The sequence below is a fragment of the Streptomyces sp. GL_141 genome, assembly GCF_057834385.1.
This window is the reverse complement of the sequence record NZ_CM174402.1, coordinates 7890268-7908737: the sequence shown is the minus strand read 5'-3', so window position 1 is coordinate 7908737 and position 18470 is coordinate 7890268. Positions and strand designations below refer to the sequence as shown.

Sequence of the window (18470 nt, the reverse complement as noted above, 5' to 3'; positions counted from 1 at the left end):
CCGGGACGTCCTTCCGTCAAGGATGGGCTCAGCCATCCGGCGAGTGACACGAGCTTGGAAGCTGCGTGGCGGCGACGTCCAACGTTTCGGGCTGGGCCGAAGGGTCGGCCCGCCCCTCAGGCCACGCAGTTCATCAGGGAGCCGACGGGGGCCGTGCGGTAGCGGGCCCAGTAGGTCTCGTCCCGGATCTCGCACGCGGGCGGAGTCCGGGTCGGCTGCCAGGTCACGGTGGCGAAGCCGGCGTCGGCGGCGGCCTCCGCGAAGTCGGCGTGGGCCCACTCGCGGCATTCGAACGGCACCGGCGGGTCGGTCTCCAGCCGGGCCCGCAGCAGGGGGGCGTCCCCGCCGGGGGAGCGCTCGACGACGCTGATCCCGTACGGCGCCCAGTCCGCGTAGGGGAAGGCCCCCGGGTTCGGCACGATGGCGAGCAGCCGCCCGCCGGGGCGCAGGTTGGCGCGCACGGCGCGGAACATGGCGTGCAGGGCCGTGCGGTCGTGGGCCTGGTTGAACAGGTACACGGCGGTGGCCAGGTCGAACGGCCCCAGGGCCGGCATGCCGGCCGCCGCGTCCGCGACGACGTACTCGACGGCGTGCGCGAGGTCCGCACCGGACTCCCGGGCCCGGCGGATGCGCTCGGGGCAGCTGTCGACGCCCACCGTCCTGCGCGCCCCGCCGCTCGCCAGCAGCCGGGTGGTGCTGCCGTGTCCGCAGGCCATGTCCAGGGTGTCGAGACCGCGGACACCGCCGAGGGCGTCCAGGGCAGTGCGCAGGGTGAAGGCATCGGCGACCGAGAAGGCCGGCGGGGACGTTGACGTGGTGTCGTACTGCTGTCGCATGTCCGCAAGCCTGCCCGCCCACGGCCCCGGCCGACGGCCCCCACCCCCGGACCTCCCCCGGACGGGGGAGGCGTTCGGATCAGTCGTACGACCTGCGGGGCCGCGCACGCCGTCGCCCTGTGCGCCGTCCCGTCCGGCCTGTGGCGCGTCGCCTTGGCATCCGGCGTCTACGTGGGCTACGGCGACCAGGTGCTGCGCGAGGTCTACGACATCCCGGGCTGCGGCATCGCCTACGTGGTCGGGCTCGCCGTCCTGGCCGAACTGGCCGCCCTGTTTCCGGTGCTGCTGGTCAGCGACCGGTGGCGGCCGCTGCGCCCCTGAGTCCTCGCCCCGCTCGCCCCGCTCGCCTGGACCGCTTCGGGCCTCCTGGTCGTGGGGGCACTGTCGCAACTCGTGGTCCTCTTCACCGTCGAAAGCCGTACGCATCTGTCGAGCGGTGCGGCGCGGACCGTGTGGGGCTTCGCCTCGCCCCGCTGCTGGCCATACCGGGCCTGATGACCGCGGTGACCTGGTCGCACGCGAAGCGGCACCGGGCCGTCAGGGCCTAATGGTTCGGGGCCCCCGGCCGTGCGGGGCGTACGGGGCTCAGGGCGACCAGGACCGGGCGGGCCGGAGCGGGGGCTCCGCCCGGGCCCGGAGGGAGGGCGCCGCCTGGGCAGGCCGTGCAGGAGCGGGTGGCGGCGAGGCAGCCTCCGCAGTCCCGGCCGCCGATCTCCTCGCGGCGCAGCCGGCCCTTGCGGACCCAGTACGCGGCGAGGTCCGCCGCCTCGGCCCGGTCGATGCCCAGCCGGTCGGCGATCTGCGCGAGCCCCTCGCCGGGGGCCGCCTCCTCGAAGGCGCGCAGCATGCGGCGCAGCATGCCGGGGCCGGTGGCAGCAGTCTCCCCGGGCCCGCCGGTCCTGCTCACCACCACAGCCTCGCGAGCTGGAAGACCCCGACGGACAGCAGCCAGGCCGCCGCCAGTTGGACGCCGAAGCCGATGGCGGTCAGCCGGGTGCCGATCTCGGCCCGCTGCGCGGCCAGGGTGGCGAAGCAGGGGGTGTAGGCGAGGATGAAGACCAGGAAGGCGAGGGCGGCCGCCCGCTGGTGCCCGCCGGAGGATTCCTCGAAGGTGGCGTGCAGGCTCGCGGTGAGCCTGGGATCGCCGTCCTCCTCGGCCGAGTAGGTCTGGGCGAGGGTGGAGATCACGCCCTCCTTGGCGATCAGGCCGGTGCCCAGCGCCGCCGTGGCGTGCCAGTCGCCGAAGCCGGCCGGGGCCACGAGGGGCGCCGTGGCGCGGGTGACCGTACCGAACACGCTCTGTTCGACGTCGACCTTGCCGAAACCTCCGTGGCCGGCCGCGGCGGGAACCGCCATGAGGAGCCAGACGCCGGCCGCGGTCGCGACGATGATGCCGCCGGCGGTGCGCAGGAAGGCGGCGAGCTTCTGCCGGACCTGCGCGCCGGTGACCCGCAGGGTGGGCAGCCGGTACGGGGGCAGCTCCAGGACGAGCGGTTCCTCCTTCATGTCCCGGAACAGCAGGGGGCGCAGGATCAGCCCCATGCCGACCACCAGCAGCACGGAGGCGACGTAGAGGAAGAAGACGACGGTGCCGGAGTTCGAGCCGAAGAAGACGCCCGCGATCATCACGTAGACGGCGAGGCGGGCGGTGCAGCTCATGTACGGGATGAGCAGGCCGACGAGCATCCGGTGCGAGCGGCGGTTGAGGATCCGGGTGCCGGCGAGGGCGGGGACGTTGCAGCCGAAGCCGACGACGAGCGGCAGGAAGGCGCGGCCGGGCAGCCTCAGCGTGCGCATCAGGCGGTCGGCGACGAAGGCGGCGCGGGCGAAGTAGCCGGAGTCCTCCAGCAGGGCCAGCAGCAGGAACATGCTGATCATCAGCGGGACGAAGGTGAGTAGCTGTCCCACCCCGTTGATCAGACCGTCGACCAGCAGTCCGGTCAGCCAGCCGGGCGCGCGGACGGCTTCCAGGAGCCGGTCGGCGCCGCCGCTGACGGGTCCGGAGACGAAGTCGCCGAGGCCGTCCTGGAGGGGTTTGGCCAGGACGGTCGTGGCCTGGAAGACGCCCCACATGACGGCGAGGAAGAACGGGATGCCGAAGCCGCGGGAGAGCAGCATCCGGTCCACCCGGTCGGTGAGGGTGGGCCGGGCCCCGGCCGGGCGGGGCGCCGCGCGTTCGATGACGGCGTGTGCCCAGGCGTAGCGGGCCTCGGCGACGAGCAGCTCGGCGTCGGTATCGGTGTCGGGATCGCCGTCGGTGTCGGGATCGCCGTCGGCGTCGGGATCGCCGTCGGCGTCGGGATCGCCGTCGGGGTGGCCTTGCTCCGCGGCCGCCGCGGCCGCCGCGAGGCGGTCCGCCGCGGCCCCGGCCCGCTCGGCCAGCGCCGCCGGGACCGCGGGCGGCCGCTCCCCGCAGAGCAGGCTCGCGGCCAGCCACCGCGCGGGGTGCGGAGTCAGCCCGGAGGCCGCCTCGGCCAGCTCCGCCAGTTCGGCCGCCACGGGCGAGCCGGCCGCCCAGGCGGAGGTCCGCCCGGGGCGAGGGCCACTCGCGTCCAGGGCCTCGCAGACCGTGTCGGCGAGCAGGTCCAGCCCGGTCCCGGAGCGCCCTTCCACCCGTACGACGGGCAGCGCGAGCTCGCGGGCCAGCGCCTCCGTGGCGGGGCGTGCGCCGCGCCGGGCGGCGACGTCGGTCATGGTGAGCGCGACCACGACGGGGATGTCGGTGTCGAGGATCTGCGAGAGCAGGTACAGGTTGCGGGCCGGGTTGGCCGCGTCGAGGGCGAAGACCACCGCGTCGGGCCGCTCCCCCGCCGGCGCGGTCAGCACGTCGCGCACCAGCGCCTCGTCCGGGGAGTCGGGCAGCAGGCTGTACGAACCGGGCAGGTCGGCGATGCGCAGCGGGCGGCCGCCGCTCGCGGTGCGCCAGTCGCCCTGGGCGACGGAGACGGTCTTGCCCGGCCAGTTGCCGACGCGCTGATGGGCGCCGGTGAGGGCGTTGAAAAGGGTCGACTTGCCGACGTTGGGATTGCCGACGAGGGCGACGAACGGCGTACCGGTCCGCCGGTCCGCAGTGGCGGTCGCACCGGTCCCGGCCCCGGTGGCGTGACAGCTCATCCGGCGCACCTCAGCCGGCCGGCGGTACGGGTGTCCAGCGCGACCCGGGTGTCGCCGAGCCCGACGAGCAGGCCTCCGGTCGCACCCCGGGCGATCACGGTGACGTCCGCGCCCGGTACGAAGCCGAACTCCAGCAGCCGGCGCCGGCTCCCGCCGGCCTGACCGGGGTCGATCCCCGTGATGCGTACGGTCGTCCCTGGACGGCTGTCGTTGAGCGACGGCACCGGACCTCCTTGTTCGAATCCACTAAGGCAAACCTAAGCAGTCCGAGGAGGGGCGGTGACCGGGCAAAGTCCCTGATCGGCAGGGCCTTTCAGCCCACCGGTCCCGCCCGGCCTTCGGCCGATCGGCCGAAGGCCGGGGGCGATGGGGCGGGCCGGTGGCGGCGGTGGCCGTGGCCGTGGCGCGTTAGCGGGAGCGGGCGCCGGCCGCGAGCGGGGGGACGGAGTGGCTTTCGAAGGAGAAACCGTCCTCGGACATGGCCTCCGCGCTCGCCGGATTCAGGGCGACGGGGATATTGCGGAGCACCGCAATGCGTACGAGGGCAAGTACGTCGTGAACGTGCGGGGCGGACCACAACGGGTCCCAGAAGAATACGAGCGAGGTGACGTCGCCGGAAATGACCATCGAGCCGATCTGCTGGTCCCCGCCGTGCGGGCCGGACTCAACCGACCTGATCCGCAAGCCCAGTTCCGATCTGAGCAGTCGTGCGGTGGAGCTGGTTCCCACCAGTCCGTGCCGGGTCACGGCACGGTGGTTGCGCCGCACCCAATTCAACAGGTCGTTCTTCCTCTGGTCATGTGCCACGAGAGCGATCATCAGCCGACGCTAACCCGGCATGATCCCTTCCGCCATTCAGGGCACAGAATTCCGAATTGCGCCGTCCCGCGTCCGTTAATCGGAATTGACGGCGGAGGCGATGCCGGAAAGGAGCGTCCGCGGGGTGTGCGGAAGCGCCACCCCGAGCGCATTCTGGAGGGGTGACGGCGAGACCGGACACCGGCGGCCCCGTCACCGACGCCACGGCCCAGGCGCTCGCGCGGGCCGCTCTCGATGCCGTGGGGGCCGCCGGCGGGTACGCGGGCGGGATCTACCTGCGCTCCGGCACGGAAGGGCTCATGCTGATGGCGGCCGTGACCGGGCTGCCGGGCCCGCTGTTCCGCCCCTGGTGGCGGATGCACGTGAACCGCCCGTACCCCGTCGCCGAGGCGTACCGGTCCGGCCAGTCCGTGCACCTGCCGGACGCGGAATCGGCGATGCGGCGCTTCCCCCAGCTGATGGCCGGCCTGCCGTTCCCGTTCGGCTCGCTCTACGAGCCCGTGACCCGCGGCCGCGAGCGCTACGGCGTGCTCTTCGTGCTGCGCCCCGCGACCCCCGGAGTCCCGGTCGGGCCCGGCGACCGGAAGCGGCTGCGCGCGGTGGCCGCCCGGCTGGCCGGGGAACTGGCCGCGCTCGCCGCGGGCGGGGCCGCCGTGACCTGGGAGGGCGACCCGGTGTGCTTCCCCGGTCCCGGCCCGGCGGGCGGCCCCGCGGACGGCACGACGGGCGGCGCCGGAGGCCGGACTCCGGGCGACCGCCCGGGCAGTCCCGCGGACGGCTCCGCCGTGGACCGCGCCACCTCGGACCGCTCCACCGGTGCCCGCGCCGCCGTGGACCGGCTGGACCTGGCCGTCCTGTCCGTGGACCGGCAGGGCGTGATCGGCTTCACCAACTCCCGCGCCCGCTCCACCGCCACGACCCTGCTCGGTTCCAACGGGGCGGAACTCTCCGGGCGGCTGCTGTGGGAGGCGCTGCCCTGGCTCGGTCACCCCGCCTACGAGGACCACTTCCGAGCCGTGTTCCTTTCCCCCGCCCCGGTGCACTTCCACGCCCCGCGGCGCGGATCCGAACCCTCCGCCCACTGGCTTTCGGTGGGGCTGCATCCCGGGATCGACGGGGTCACCGTCACCATCGCCGAGGCCGAACCACCCACGTACGCACCCGAGTCGCTGATGCGGCCCGGCGCGGGGCTCGGCTCCCCGGGCCTGGGTTCGCCCGCCGACCGGGCTTCGGCCCTGTACCGGCCGGTGGCCCTGGCGATCGCGCTGACCGAGGCGGTGACGGCCCGCCAGGTGTCGATGGTGGTCACCGACGAGCTGCTCCCGGCCTTCGGCGGACGGCAGTTGGCGATCTACCTGCTCGGCGAGGGTCACCTGCACCTGGCCTGGGAGACCGGTTTCCCGCAGGGCTTCCTCGACCGGTTCGACGGGGTCGCGCTGGACGTGCGGCTGCCCGGGGTGGAGACCCTCACCTCGGGCCGTCCGCTGTTCTTCGAGTCGATGCAGCACCTGGCCGCCGCCTACCCGGGGATCGAGCTGGACGCCGATGTCGGCGCCCGCGCCTTCCTCCCCCTGATCGCCTCCGGCCGGCCCGTCGGCTCGTGCATCCTCGGCTTCGACGCCCCGCGCGGGTTCAGCCCGGAGGAGCGTACGGTGCTCACCGCGCTGGCCGGGCTGATCGCGCAGGCGCTGGAGCGGGCCCGGCGCTACGACAGCGAATCCGCGCTGGCCCGCGGGCTCCAGGCGGCGCTGCTCCCGCACCGGCTGCCGGTGCGGGAGAACGTGGTCACGGTCGGGCGGTACCTGCCCGGCACCGCCGGGATGGACGTCGGCGGCGACTGGTACGACGTCATCGAGGCGGGCGGCGGGCAGCTCGCACTGATCATCGGAGACGTCCAGGGGCACGGGGTGGCGGCCGCGGCCACGATGGGCCAACTGCGCAGCGCCGTACGGGCCTTCACGCTCGGAGGCAATACACCGGAGCAGGTGATGCGCGGCACGAACGAGCTGCTCATCGACCTCGACCCGGGTCAGTTCGCGAGCTGTTGCTACGTCCTGCTCGACCCGGCGTCCGGCCTCGCCCTCGCCGTCCGGGCCGGGCATCCCCAGCCGCTGCTGCGGCATCCGGGCGGCCGGACGGAGGTGCTGGACCTGGCGGGCGGGATGGTGCTCGGCGTCGACGCCGGGGCCACCTATCCGGTGACCCGGCTGCGGATCGAGCCGGGGGCGGTGCTCGCCCTGTACACCGACGGCCTGGTGGAGATCCCGGGCACGGACATCGACCTGGGAGTGGAGCGGCTGCGCGCCGCACTGGCGGACGCGGGTCCCGCTCCGCTGACCGAGACGGCGGACCGGCTGGTCGCCGAGGCGGGCCACTCCACGGACCGGCCGGACGACATCGCCCTGCTGCTGGCGTCCCGCACGTCCGCCCCGGAGGTGGCCGCACCGGACCGGGCGGACGCCGAGCGGCCGGACCCGAGCCGGGCGGACCCGAGCCGGCCGGACCCGAGCCGGGCGGACCCGGAGAGGGCTGACCCGGAGAGCCAGGACCCGGAGAGGCACGACCCGGACCGGACCGTCCCCCACGAGGCCCGCGGCGCGGGGGACGGCCCGCGCGCGGAGCCCCGTAGGACGGCCCCGTAGGGCGCGGGCCGCCCTCGACGAGCAGCCCGCGCCCCGCCTTCGCCGCTACCTCCTGGCGTAGGCGCGGGCGTAGGAATCGCCCGCGATCAGGGCGTCGGCGACCATCTCCGGGGACACCGGGAACGGCATGTTGTGCGTGGTCTCGCCCTCCGCGGTGGCCGCGCGCCCGATCGCGAGGAGCTCCTCGCGGTCCGGGTCGCCGAGGCCGATCTCGGCGAGGGTGGTGGGCAGGCCGACGGCGCGGCTGAAGCGCAGGTAGGTGTCCAGCTCGTCGGTCGGGGCGCCTTCCAGGACCAGCTGGGCGAGGGTGCCGATGTTGACCTTCTCGCCGTGCATCATGCCGTGCACCTTGTGCGAGACGGTCAGCCCGTTGTGGATGCCGTGCGCGGCGGCGAGGCCGCAGGATTCGAAACCGAGGCCGGAGAGCAGCGTGTTGGCCTCGGTGACCTTCTCCAGCGCCGGGGTGACCACGTGCGCCTCGGCGGCCAGCCGGGCCTGGGGGCCGTACTCCATCAGGGTCTCCCAGCACAGCCGGGCCAGCGCGAGGGAGGCCTCGGTGGCGAGTCCGCCGGCCATGGCGACCCGGTGGGCGGCGACGCAGACCCGGGCCTCGTACCAGGTGGCGAGCGCGTCGCCCATGCCGGAGACGATGAAGCGGCTGGGCGCGCCCGCGACGAGCGCGGTGTCGACGAGCACCAGGTTGGGGTTGCGCTGGAAGAAGGAGTAGCGCTCGAAGGCACCCGACTCCGTGTAGATCACGGCGAGCGCGCTGGTCGGCGCGTCGGTGGAGGCCACCGTGGGCGCGGACACGACGGCGATGTCGCCGAGCGCGTGGCCCACGGCCTTCGCCGTGTCGATGGCGGTGCCGCCGCCGATGCCGATGATGACGTCCGCGCCGGCGGCCCGGGCGGCCGCGGCGACCCGGTCGATCTCCTTCTGGGTGCAGAGCCCGCCGAAGACCTCCTTGGTCAGCTTGACCCCGGCTCCGGAGAGGGAAGCGGTGACGGCCGTGTCCACGAAGCCCCAGACACCCTTGTCCGCGAGGACCACGGCGTTCGTCCCGAGGCGGGCCGTGTGCTCGCCCAGGTCGTTCATCGCCCCGGCGCCCTGCACGTACTTCGGCGGGCTGATCATCATGCGCGTACCGACGGTCTTCACGTGAATCCTCCTCATTGCGAATTCATTTCCGCTTGCTTATTCATCCCTATCACGGATTTCGGCCGCACCCGAGATATGCACGGTCCCCCTTGCGGACGGGCCCTTCCGCGCCCCGATCCGGGACCAAGGACCCGAACTGTTCCACAGGTTCACCGGGGTAAAGTTCCAGCCAAGTGCCCCGGAAGCGGTGGCGGATCGGCGACGGTGCCGACTTAATACCGTCCCGCAATTCCTATTTCCGCTCCGGACCGGCGTGACGAGTTACCCGTTCCGCGTTCCCCTTTCAAGGAAAGAGGCCCCCGTGAAGAAGCTCATCAATTCCCCCGAGAGTGTCGTCTCCGACGCACTGCGCGGAATGGCCGCCGCTCACCCGGGGCTCCGCGTCGAGGCGGAGAAGGGCATCGTCACGCGGGCCGCCGGAGCGGCCGGGGAGCCGGCCGGGAAGGTCGCGCTCCTGTCGGGCGGCGGCAGCGGGCACGAGCCGCTGCACGCCGGGTTCGTCGGGCGCGGCATGCTGGCGGCGGCCGTGGCCGGACCGGTGTTCACCTCCCCGGTGCCGGACAACATCGCGGCCGCGACCTGTGCGGTCGACGCGGGTGCGGGCGTCCTGCACATCGTGAAGAACTACACGGGCGACATCCTCAACTTCACGATGGCGGCGGAGGACTGCGAGGACGAGGGCGTCAAGGTCGAGCAGGTCGTCGTGGACGACGACGTGGCCGTCGCCCGGACCGAGCACGGGCCCGGCCGGCGCGGCACCGGCGCCACCCTGTTCGTGGAGAAGATCGCGGGCGCGCTCGCCGAAGAGGGTGCTCCGCTCGCCGAGGTGGCCGCGGTCGCCCGCAAGGTCAATGCGAACGCGCGCAGTTACGGCGTCGCCCTGAGCTCCTGCACCACCCCCGCCAAGGGCAGCCCCAACTTCGCCCTCGGCGAGGACGAGATCGAGCTGGGCATCGGCATCCACGGCGAGCCCGGCCGCGAACGCCGCACGATCATGACCGCCGCCGAGACCGCCGAGGCGATGCTCGACGCCATCCTCGACGATCTTCCGGAGGCGGCCGGCGCCCCCGTCATCCTCCTCGTCAACGGCCTGGGCGGGACCCCGCCCGTGGAGCTGTACATCATGCGCGCGGAGGTCGAGCGGGTGCTCGGCGAGCGCGGGATCACCGTGGCCCGGTCCCTGGTCGGCAACTACGTCACCAGCCTGGACATGGCCGGCTGCACCCTCACCCTGTGCCGCGCCGACGAGGAGCTGCTGCGCCTGTGGGACGCGCCGGTGGACACCCCGTCCCTGCGCTGGGGCTGCTGACCCCGCCCGCTCTTCCCTCCCGACACTTTCCAGGAGCCCTTCTCCATGACCGCCACGCCCGCCAGCCCGACCACCTCCACGCCCTCCGCGCCCCCGGCCGCCGCGCTGGACACCCCCATGGACACCGCCTACTTCCGCCGCTGGATCGCCGAGACCAACCGCCTCGTGCGGCGGGACAGCGCGCGCCTCACCGAGCTGGACGCGGTCATCGGCGACGGGGACCACGGGGCCAATCTGGTACGGGGCTTCGGCGCCGTCGGCGCGGCCGTGGCCGAGCAGCGGCCCGCCACTCCGGGGGCGCTGCTGACGCTGGCCGGCGCCACCTTGACGAACACCGTGGGCGGCGCCTCCGGCCCGCTGTTCGGCACCGCCCTGCGCCGCACGGGCAAGGTGCTCGGCCACACCGGGGCGCCGACCGTGGCGGAGCTGGGCGCCGCGCTCGGAGCCGGGCTCAAGTCGGTGCAGAAGCTGGGCGGCGCCGAGCTCGGTGACGCCACCCTGGTGGACGCCCTGGCCCCGGCGGTGACGGCGCTGGCCGAATCCGCCGCGGCGGACCGGCCGCTGCGCGAGGCCCTGGACGAAGCCGTACGGGCGGCCCGCGCGGGCGCCGACGCCACCGAACCGCTCGAAGCCCGCAAGGGCCGGGCCAGTTACCTCGGCGAGCGCAGCATCGGCCACCAGGACGCCGGGGCCAACTCCGTGGCCCTGCTCATGGAGGCCCTGCGCGCCGCGGTCGACGCGCCCGAGGCGGAACTCGCCCCCGAGGAGCCGGCCGTGGCCGCGGAGCCGATGGAACGGCAGGCGCCGAAGACCCGTACCGGCCGCGTCGGCATCGTGCTCGTCTCGCACAGCAAGGCGGTCGCGGAGTCCGTGGCCGCCCTGGCGGGCGCGCTGATCGGCTCGGTGGAGCCGGCTCCGCTGGCGGTCGCGGGCGGCACCCCCGACGGCGGGATCGGCACCAGCGCGGAGCTGATCACGGCGGCCGCCCGGTCGGTGGACGAGGGCCGGGGCGTGGCCGTGCTGTGTGACATGGGCAGTGCGGTGCTGACGGTGAACGCCCTGCTGGGCGAGGAGCCCTCGCCCCTGCCCGAAGGCGCCCGGATCGTGGACGCGCCGTTCCTGGAGGGCGCCGTGGCGATCACCCTGACCTCGGCGATCGGCGGCGACCTCGACGCCGTCCTGGCCGCCGCGGAGGACGCGCGCGGCTACCGCAAGCGCTGACCCGGACGTCGCGCGCCGATGGGCGGCCCCTCTGGAGGAGGGCCGCCCACCGGCGTTCACGGGCACGTGCCAGTGCGGGCACCCGCCCGTACCCCGCCCTGGCAGCGTCGGGCGCATGACACCCAGGAAGATCCGCGGCCCGGCCGTGCGCCGGCCGCGGACTGGCGGACTCCGGCCGCCGTGAGTGTCGGTGGGGCTTGGTAGAACTGTTGTCGGACGACACGCACGGCCGGGCATCACCACCGGCCATACCGTCAGGAGCTGGGCACATGACCATCGGGACCCACCTGAGCGAGTTCGGCGGCCTGCCCGCCTTCGACTTCCCGGGGCCGAAGGACACCCGCGCCCTGCCGGAGCCCGGAGCCGTGGCCTGGCGGATCTCGGTGGACACCTACGACGCCGAGGAGGAGTGGCCGCAGGCCTTCGCCCGGTTCACCGGGTCCGTGGACACCCGGCAGGTGCGCGCCCTGATCGTGGGCGGCTGGTCCGAGGCGTACGAGGCCTCCAGCGCCGGGATCGTCGAGGCGCTCGTCGAAGCCGCTCCGAAGTTCCCCGCACTGCGGGCGCTGTTCGTCGGTGACATCACCTTCGAGGAGTGCGAGATCTCCTGGATCAACCAGTCGGACGTGGGCCCGCTGCTGCGGGCGTATCCCGCGCTGGAGGAGTTCGGCGTGCGCGGCGGCGAGGGCCTGGCCTTCCCGCCCGTGCGGCACGAGGCGCTGCGCGTGCTCCGCGTCGAGGCCGGCGGGCTGCCCCGGGAGGTGGTGCGCGGGGTCGCCGCGAGCGAACTGCCCGCGCTCACCGAGCTCGACCTGTGGCTGGGCACGCCCCAGTACGGCGGGGACGCGGAGGCCGGCGACCTGGAACCGTTCCTGACCGGGGAGCGGCTGCCGTCCCTGCGCCGGCTCGCGCTGCGCAACAGCGAGATCCAGAACGAGGTCGCCGCCGCGCTCGCGGCCGCTCCGGTCGTCGAGCGACTGGAGGTGCTGGACCTCTCGATGGGGATCCTGGACGACGCGGGCGTCGAAGCGCTGCTGGCGGGCCGCCCGCTCACCCACCTCGGCAAGCTGGACCTGCACCACCACTACGTCAGCGAGCCGCTCCGCGAGCGGCTCCGCGCGGCGCTCGCCCCGCACGGCGTGGAGGTCGACCTCGGCGACCCGCAGAGTGCGGACGTGGACGACGATGGCGAGAAGACCGAGTACCGCTACGTCGCGGTGGCGGAGTGAGCCGTACGGCTCCCGCCGGCGCTCCCGCCGACGCGCCCGCCGTCTGCCCCGCCGCGCCCTTCGCCGTCGTCGGCAATCCGGGCAACCGCCGGGTCACCCTGTTCCAGGACGCCGTGCGCGCCGCCGGACTGCCCGGAGCGCGGGTGGTTCCCTGGCTGGACGTGCTGACCGGCCGGGCCGTCTTCCGGGCGGGCGAGTGCGTACGCATCGACTCGCCCGGCGAGGACCCCGAGGTGGAGCGCCTGCTGCGCGGGGCCGCCGATGCGACCCGCGTCGAGGGCACGGGACGCTGGTACCACCGGTTCACCGAGGCGGTGCGGCTGGTCGCGGAGGGGGTGCGCTCGGCCGGCGGCACGCTGACGGGCGATCCGGACGAGCTCGCGGTGCTCTTCGACAAGCGGCTCTGCCACGGGGTGCTGGCGGCCGCCGGGACGCCCGTCCCGGCCTCCCCGACCTCGGGCCCGGCCGCCGTCCGCGCCCCGGTGCGCGGCTGGGAGGAGGTCCGGGCGGTCCTCGCCCTCCCCGGCTACCGCCGGGCGTTCGTGAAGCTCGCGCACGGCTCCTCGGCCTCCGGGGTGCTCGCGGTGGAGACGGGCGCGGGCGGCCGGATCCGCGCCACCACCTCCGTGGAGCGGGCCCCTTCGGGGGCGCTGCACAATTCGCTGCGCCTGCGGCGGTACGAGGACGAGCGGGTGATCGGCGCCATCGTCGACGCCCTCGCCCCCGACGGCCTGCACATCGAGCGGTGGCTGCCGAAGGCCTCCCAGCAGGGGCGCTCCGCCGATCTGCGGGTGGTCGTCATCGGCGGCCGGGCCACCCACGCCGTGGTCCGCACCGCGGCCGGTCCGCTCACGAACCTGCACCTCGGCGGTGCCCGCGGCGATCTCGGCGCGGCCGTCGCCGCGGTGACGGCCGCGGGCGGCCGCTGGGAGGCGGACGCGCTCGCCGTCTGCGAGCGGGCCGCGTCCGCCTTCCCGCGCACGCTCTGCGTCGGGGTCGACCTGCTGCCCGCCCTCGGCTGGCGGAGCTTCGCCGTCGGTGAGGTCAACGCTTTCGGGGACCTGCTGCCCGGGCTGACGGGACTGCCCGGCTCGGCCGCCGCGGGCCAGGACACCTATGCGGCCCAAGTGGCCGCCGTACGACAGGAACAGCATGCACACGCTCCCGTCCACCCCTGACCCCGCGCCCGGCCCCGGCCCTGACCCGGAAGCAGAACCAGACCCCGGCCCTGACCCGGAACCAGAGCCAGACCCCGATATGAACGAGGTCGTCGGCCGCGACGACCTGCTGCTCGTCACCCTCGACACGTTGCGCCACGACGTGGCCGCGCGGCTGGCCGCCGAGGGACGGATCCCGAACCTGGCGGCGCACCTGCCCGGCGGGGCGTGGGAGCGGCGGCACGCGCCGGGGAGCTTCACCTACGCCTCCCACCAGGCCATGTTCGCCGGCTTCCTGCCCACCCCCGACGGGCCGGGCCCGCATCCGCGGCTGTTCGCCGCCCGGTTCCCGGGCAGTGAGACCACCGCCGGGCGCACCTGGGTGTTCGACACCCCGGACCTGGTGTCGGGGCTGGCCGGGGCGGGTTACCGGACCGTGTGCGTGGGGGGGCGTCGGCTTCTTCAACAAGGCGGCCTCGCTGGGCTCCGTACTGCCCGGGATGTTCCAGGAGTCTCACTGGGAACCGGAGTTCGGGGTGGCGTCGGCGACCTCCTTCGAGGCGCAGGTGTCCCGCGCCGAGCGGGTTGTCGCCGAACTGCCGCGCGACCGACGGCTGTTCCTCTTCCTGAACGTGTCGGCCATGCACCAGCCCAACTGGTTCCACTCCCCCGGGGCGACCGCGGCGGACGGGGACTCGTGGGAGACGCACGCGGCCGCACTGGAGTACGTCGACCGGCACATCGGGCGGCTCTTCGACGCGATGCGGTCGCGGCGCGGCTGCTTCGCGATCGTCTGCTCCGACCACGGGACCACGTACGGGGACGACGGGTACACGGGGCACCGGCTCGCCCACGAGGCGGTCTGGACGGTCCCGTACGCACAGTTCCACCTGAACCACGAGGAGCCCGGCCCCCGATGAACCATGCGACGAACTCATCGACTCCGTACGAGAGTTACGTGTACGCCTATCCGCACAAGACGGCGTACCGGCCACTGCCCGAGCGGCCGGAACTGCGCGGGCTGTGGGCGGAACAGCCCAAGGACTCGCTCTCGCTCTACCTCCACGTTCCCTTCTGCGAGGTGCGCTGCGGATTCTGCAACCTCTTCACCCGGATCGGCGCCCCGGAGGGGCTGACCACGGCCTATCTCGACGCGCTGGAGCGGCAGGCGACGGCGGTGCGCCGCGCGCTGGGCGACGAGGAGCCCGTGCGGTTCACGGCGGCCGCCTTCGGCGGCGGGACGCCGACCTTCCTGACGGCCTCCGAGCTGGAGCGGCTCTGCGACATCGCGGAGAAGAGCGCGGGCGCCGATCTGCGGGCGGTCCCGCTGTCGGTGGAGGCCTCGCCGGCCACGGCTACGGCGGACCGGCTCGGCGTGCTGGCCGACCGGGGGACGACCCGGCTCAGCCTGGGCGTGCAGAGCTTCGTGCCCGCCGAGGCGCGTTCGGCCGTGCGTCCGCAGAAGCGGGCGGACGTGGAGGCGGCGCTGGCCCGGATCCGGAACGCCGCGATACCGGTCCTGAACATCGACTTGATCTACGGCATCGACGGGCAGACGCCGGAGAGCTGGCGCCACTCGCTGGACGCGGCCCTCGCCTGGCGCCCGGAGGAGCTCTACCTCTACCCGCTGTACGTGCGCCCCCTGACGGGCCTGGGGCGCAGGCCGGGCGAGTCCACGACCGCCGGATGGGACGAACAGCGACTGCGGCTGTACCGGGCCGGACGGGACCACCTGCTGGCCGCCGGGTACGAGCAGGTGTCGATGCGGATGTTCCGCCGGGCGGACGCGCCCGCGGAGGGCGCCGACCAGGACGTCGCGGCGGGCGCCTGCCAGACCGACGGCATGATCGGCCTCGGCTGCGGGGCCCGCTCCTACACGGCCGAGCTGCACTACTCCTTCGACTACGCGGTCGGCATGAGCGAGATCCGCGGCATCATCGACGACTACGTGAGCCGCCCCGAGGAGGACTTCGCGCGGGCCGAGCACGGCCGCCGGATCGACGCGGACGAGGCCCGGCGCCGACACCTGCTGCAGTCCCTGCTCCAAGCGCACGGGATGCCGGTGGACGAGTACCGGGAGCGGTTCGGGAGCGGTCCGTGGGAGGACTTCCCGGCCGAGCTGGCGGCCTTCGCGGAGCGCGGCTGGCTCGTGGATGACGCGGAGCTGCTGCGGCTGACGCCGGAGGGGCTGGCGCACTCGGACGCCGCGGGCCCGGCACTGTTCTCGGCGGACGTACGGGCCTCGATGGCCGCGTACGAGCGCAAGTGACGGGGGCCGGGGCACTGAGCGGGGCACCGAGCGCGGCCCTTGGCGGGGCCTTGAGCGGGGCCTCGATGGACCTCACCGTGCTCTATCGGGGCCCGCTGTCCTCCTGCGACTACGACTGTCCCTACTGCCCGTTCGCCAAACGGCGCGACAGCCGGGAGCTGCTGGCCGCCGACCGGGCCGCCCTGGAACGGTTCACCGGGTGGGCGGCCGGGAACACCGGCGACCGGCTGTCCGTCCTGTTCACCCCGTGGGGCGAGGGCCTGGTCCGCTCCTGGTACCGGCGCGCCCTGGTGGAGCTGTCGCACCTGCCGCACGTGCGCCGGGTCGCGATCCAGACCAACCTGAGCGGCCGCACCGGCTGGACCGCCGGGGCAGACCTGGACACGCTCGCGCTCTGGTGCACGTACCACCCGGGGCAGACCCCGTACGACCGCTTCCTGGGGAAGTGCCGGGAACTGGCCGCCGCCGGGGTGCGGTTCAGCGTGGGCGTGGTCGGCCTGCCCGACCACCTCACGGAGGCCCGCCGGCTGCGCGCCGCGCTGCCGCCCGAGGTGTACCTGTGGGTCAACGCGGCGGAGGGGCACGCGTACACCGACCCGGAGGCGGCCGAGTGGACCGCCCTGGACCCGCTCTTCCCGTTCAGCCGCCACCCGCACCGCTCGGCGGGCCTGCCGTGCCGCACGGGTGCCTCGGTGATCTCGGTGGACGGCGCCGGCACGGTCCGGCGCTGTCACTTCGTCAAGGCGGAGCTGGGCAACCTCTACGACGGCTCGTACCGGGCCGCCCTGCGCCCGCGCGCCTGCCCCCTGGCGGTCTGCGAATGCCACATCGGCTACGTCCACCTGGAGACGCTCCCGCTCTACGACGTCTTCGCGGGCGGCGTCCTGGAGCGGATCCCGGCCTCCCCTTCCGCCCCATGACACGGAAGGACGGCGGGTGGGCAAAGCAGAGGGAAATTCACCCACGGTCACCTGCGGTTATCGCACACGGTGATCGCGCAGCGTTTACACGGCGTTCATGACGCACACGGCAGCCGACCCGCCTCCGGACGACGAAATCCGCAGGTGAACAGCTATTGACCTGCGGATCTCGCGGATATTCCATTCGGCCCGGGAGCCACCGAACCAGACGTGCCCACCACCGCCCCGGAGGCGATACCGCTCCCGCGCTCACTCACCGCACCTGCCGATCGGAACACCGCACCGATGACTGACACGATCAGCGCTCCTCAGGCCCTCTCCCCCGCCACCGGTCCCGTGCCCCAGAAGCTCAAGCGTTCCATCGGCGTCGTCGGCGGAACCCTGCTCACCCTCTCGTGCGTGACGCCCGCCTCGACCCTCTTCGTCGTGGTCCCGGACCTCTTCTCCAGCCTCGGCACCTGGACCGCGCTCACCATCGCGATCGGCTCCCTGCTCTGCATCGGGGTCGCGTTCTGCTACTCGGAGCTGGGCACCCTCATCCCCAGCGCCGGCGGCGAGTACGCCATGGTGTCCACCCTGTCCGGGCGGCTCGCCGGCTGGCTGGTCTTCGTCCTGTCCCTGCTGGTCGTGATGATCGTGCCGCCCGTGATCGCCATGGGCACCGCCGACTACCTCGCCCCCGTGATCGACGTACCGGCCCCGGCCGCCGGCGCCGGCGTGATGCTGCTCGCCACCCTCGCCGGCCTCCTCGACCTGCGGGCCAACGCCTGGATCACCGGCATCTTCCTCGTCCTGGAGGTCGTGGCGGCCGGGCTCGTCGCCGTGCTCGGCTTCGCCCACAGCGAGCGGGGCGCCGGCGCCCTCGTGCACGGCACCGTGGCCGCGGAGGGCGGCGGCACCTCCACCGTCACCGCGATGATGGTCGTCTCCGGGCTCGCCATCGCACTCTTCGTCACCCAGGGCTTCTCGACGGCCGTCTACCTCTCGGAGGAGCTGGAGAACCCGCGCCGCAACGTCCCGCGGACCGTGCTGGCCACCCTCGCCATCTCCGCCGCCGTCATCCTGGTCCCGGTCATCGCCATCACCCTCGGCGCACCCGACCTGGAGGCCCTGACCTCCGGCGACCTCGGCACCATGGTGACCGCCTGGTCCAACTCGGCCGTCGGCACCTTCGTCAGCCTCTGCGTGGCCCTCGCCATCGTCAACGCGGGCATCGTCATGGTCATCCAGAACTCCCGGGTGCTGTTCGCCTCCGCCCGCGACAAGGCCTGGCCCGCGCCGGTCAACTCCGCGCTCTCGCGCCTCGGCCGGTTCGGCTCCCCGTGGGTGGCCACCCTGCTCGTCGGCATCCCCGGCGCGGCGATGTGCTTCGTCAACCTGGACACCCTCTACGGGGTCACCGGCGTCTCGGTGACCGGCATGTACCTGCTGGTCGCCGTGGCCGCCCTGGCCGGCCGCCGCGGGGCGCACCGCGAGAGCGCCGCCTGGCGGATGCCGCTGTGGCCCGCCGTCCCGATCGTGCTGATCCTGGTGTTCGCGTACATCCTCACCCAGCAGGAGACCCAGTACCTGCTGTGGACCGGCGGGATCACCGCCGTCGCCACCCTGTACTGGGCGCTGTACCTGCGTCCGCACAAGGACACCCGCTGGCTGGTCACCATCCCGGTGGACGAGGACGAGGACGACCCGGCTTCGGCCGCGGCCACGGCTCCCGCCGGCTCCGCGTAGCGGTCGACCGGTCGCAGTGAGGTGCGGGGCCACGGGTGCGCGTCCCGTGGCCCCGCACCTCTTCCCGT

Annotated in this window: 15 protein-coding genes and 2 pseudogenes; 11 read left to right on the top strand and 6 right to left on the bottom strand. The window is 74.0% G+C overall.

Annotated features, from left to right (window positions below):
* Positions 1-116: 116 nt before the first annotated feature.
* Positions 117-836, bottom strand: coding sequence for a class I SAM-dependent methyltransferase (locus AC3IX6_RS35265; RefSeq protein ID WP_489367335.1), 720 nt, complete (start codon positions 834-836; stop codon positions 117-119).
* 153 nt (positions 837-989) lie between these two features.
* Here AC3IX6_RS35265 and AC3IX6_RS35260 point away from each other — a divergent pair, with 153 nt between their 5' ends.
* Entirely contained in the window at positions 990-1157 is a 168-nt protein-coding gene (locus tag AC3IX6_RS35260) for a hypothetical protein (protein WP_489367334.1), read from the top strand.
* 223 nt (positions 1158-1380) lie between these two features.
* Here the strand turns inward: AC3IX6_RS35260 and AC3IX6_RS35255 are convergent, their stop codons facing one another.
* The 4 genes from AC3IX6_RS35255 to AC3IX6_RS35240 form a co-directional block, all read right to left on the bottom strand.
* Positions 1381-1743: a helix-turn-helix domain-containing protein gene (locus tag AC3IX6_RS35255; protein WP_489367333.1), complete on the bottom strand. Its 363-nt coding sequence runs from the start codon at positions 1741-1743 to the stop codon at positions 1381-1383.
* Positions 1740-3950, bottom strand: coding sequence for a ferrous iron transporter B (gene feoB, locus AC3IX6_RS35250; RefSeq protein WP_489367332.1), 2211 nt, complete (start codon positions 3948-3950; stop codon positions 1740-1742). The genes AC3IX6_RS35255 and feoB overlap by 4 nt, the downstream gene beginning before the upstream one ends.
* Positions 3947-4174: a FeoA family protein gene (locus AC3IX6_RS35245; protein ID WP_250739058.1), complete on the bottom strand. Its 228-nt coding sequence runs from the start codon at positions 4172-4174 to the stop codon at positions 3947-3949. The genes feoB and AC3IX6_RS35245 overlap by 4 nt, the downstream gene beginning before the upstream one ends.
* A 184-nt stretch (positions 4175-4358) precedes the next feature.
* A complete protein-coding gene (locus tag AC3IX6_RS35240) occupies positions 4359-4769 on the bottom strand; it encodes a methylglyoxal synthase (RefSeq protein ID WP_489367331.1) in 411 nt (136 codons plus the stop codon).
* 161 nt (positions 4770-4930) lie between these two features.
* Here AC3IX6_RS35240 and AC3IX6_RS35235 point away from each other — a divergent pair, with 161 nt between their 5' ends.
* Entirely contained in the window at positions 4931-7411 is a 2481-nt protein-coding gene (locus AC3IX6_RS35235; protein WP_489367330.1) for a SpoIIE family protein phosphatase, read from the top strand.
* A gap of 45 nt (positions 7412-7456) precedes the next feature.
* Here the strand turns inward: AC3IX6_RS35235 and AC3IX6_RS35230 are convergent, their stop codons facing one another.
* Positions 7457-8569: a glycerol dehydrogenase gene (locus AC3IX6_RS35230; RefSeq protein WP_489367329.1), complete on the bottom strand. Its 1113-nt coding sequence runs from the start codon at positions 8567-8569 to the stop codon at positions 7457-7459.
* A gap of 301 nt (positions 8570-8870) precedes the next feature.
* On the opposite strand from AC3IX6_RS35230, the gene dhaK reads away from it, so the two are divergent.
* From dhaK to AC3IX6_RS35185, 9 genes and pseudogenes are all read left to right on the top strand, one after another.
* A complete protein-coding gene (dhaK, locus tag AC3IX6_RS35225; RefSeq protein WP_489367328.1) occupies positions 8871-9878 on the top strand; it encodes a dihydroxyacetone kinase subunit DhaK in 1008 nt (335 codons plus the stop codon).
* 117 nt (positions 9879-9995) lie between these two features.
* A pseudogene (gene dhaL / locus AC3IX6_RS35220) lies at positions 9996-10616 on the top strand (dihydroxyacetone kinase subunit DhaL); the annotation flags it as partial.
* The gene (locus AC3IX6_RS35215; protein WP_489371656.1) at positions 10590-11099 is read left to right on the top strand and encodes a PTS-dependent dihydroxyacetone kinase phosphotransferase subunit DhaM; all 510 of its coding nucleotides are present in this window, start codon (positions 10590-10592) and stop codon (positions 11097-11099) included. The pseudogene dhaL and the gene AC3IX6_RS35215, both read left to right, overlap by 27 nt.
* Positions 11100-11368: 269 nt before the next feature.
* A complete protein-coding gene (locus AC3IX6_RS35210; RefSeq protein WP_489367327.1) occupies positions 11369-12328 on the top strand; it encodes an STM4015 family protein in 960 nt (319 codons plus the stop codon).
* Entirely contained in the window at positions 12325-13506 is a 1182-nt protein-coding gene (locus AC3IX6_RS35205) for an STM4014 family protein (protein ID WP_489367326.1), read from the top strand. The genes AC3IX6_RS35210 and AC3IX6_RS35205 overlap by 4 nt, the downstream gene beginning before the upstream one ends.
* A gap of 79 nt (positions 13507-13585) precedes the next feature.
* Positions 13586-14405: pseudogene (locus tag AC3IX6_RS35200) on the top strand (STM4013/SEN3800 family hydrolase).
* Entirely contained in the window at positions 14402-15754 is a 1353-nt protein-coding gene (locus AC3IX6_RS35195; RefSeq protein WP_489367325.1) for an STM4012 family radical SAM protein, read from the top strand. The pseudogene AC3IX6_RS35200 and the gene AC3IX6_RS35195 overlap by 4 nt, the downstream one beginning before the upstream one ends.
* A 65-nt stretch (positions 15755-15819) precedes the next feature.
* On the top strand, positions 15820-16674 hold the full coding sequence (locus AC3IX6_RS35190) for an STM4011 family radical SAM protein (RefSeq protein ID WP_489367324.1): 855 nt from the start codon (positions 15820-15822) through the stop codon (positions 16672-16674).
* Between the two features lie 285 nt (positions 16675-16959).
* On the top strand, positions 16960-18402 hold the full coding sequence (locus AC3IX6_RS35185) for an APC family permease (protein ID WP_489367323.1): 1443 nt from the start codon (positions 16960-16962) through the stop codon (positions 18400-18402).
* Positions 18403-18470 lie beyond the last annotated feature (68 nt).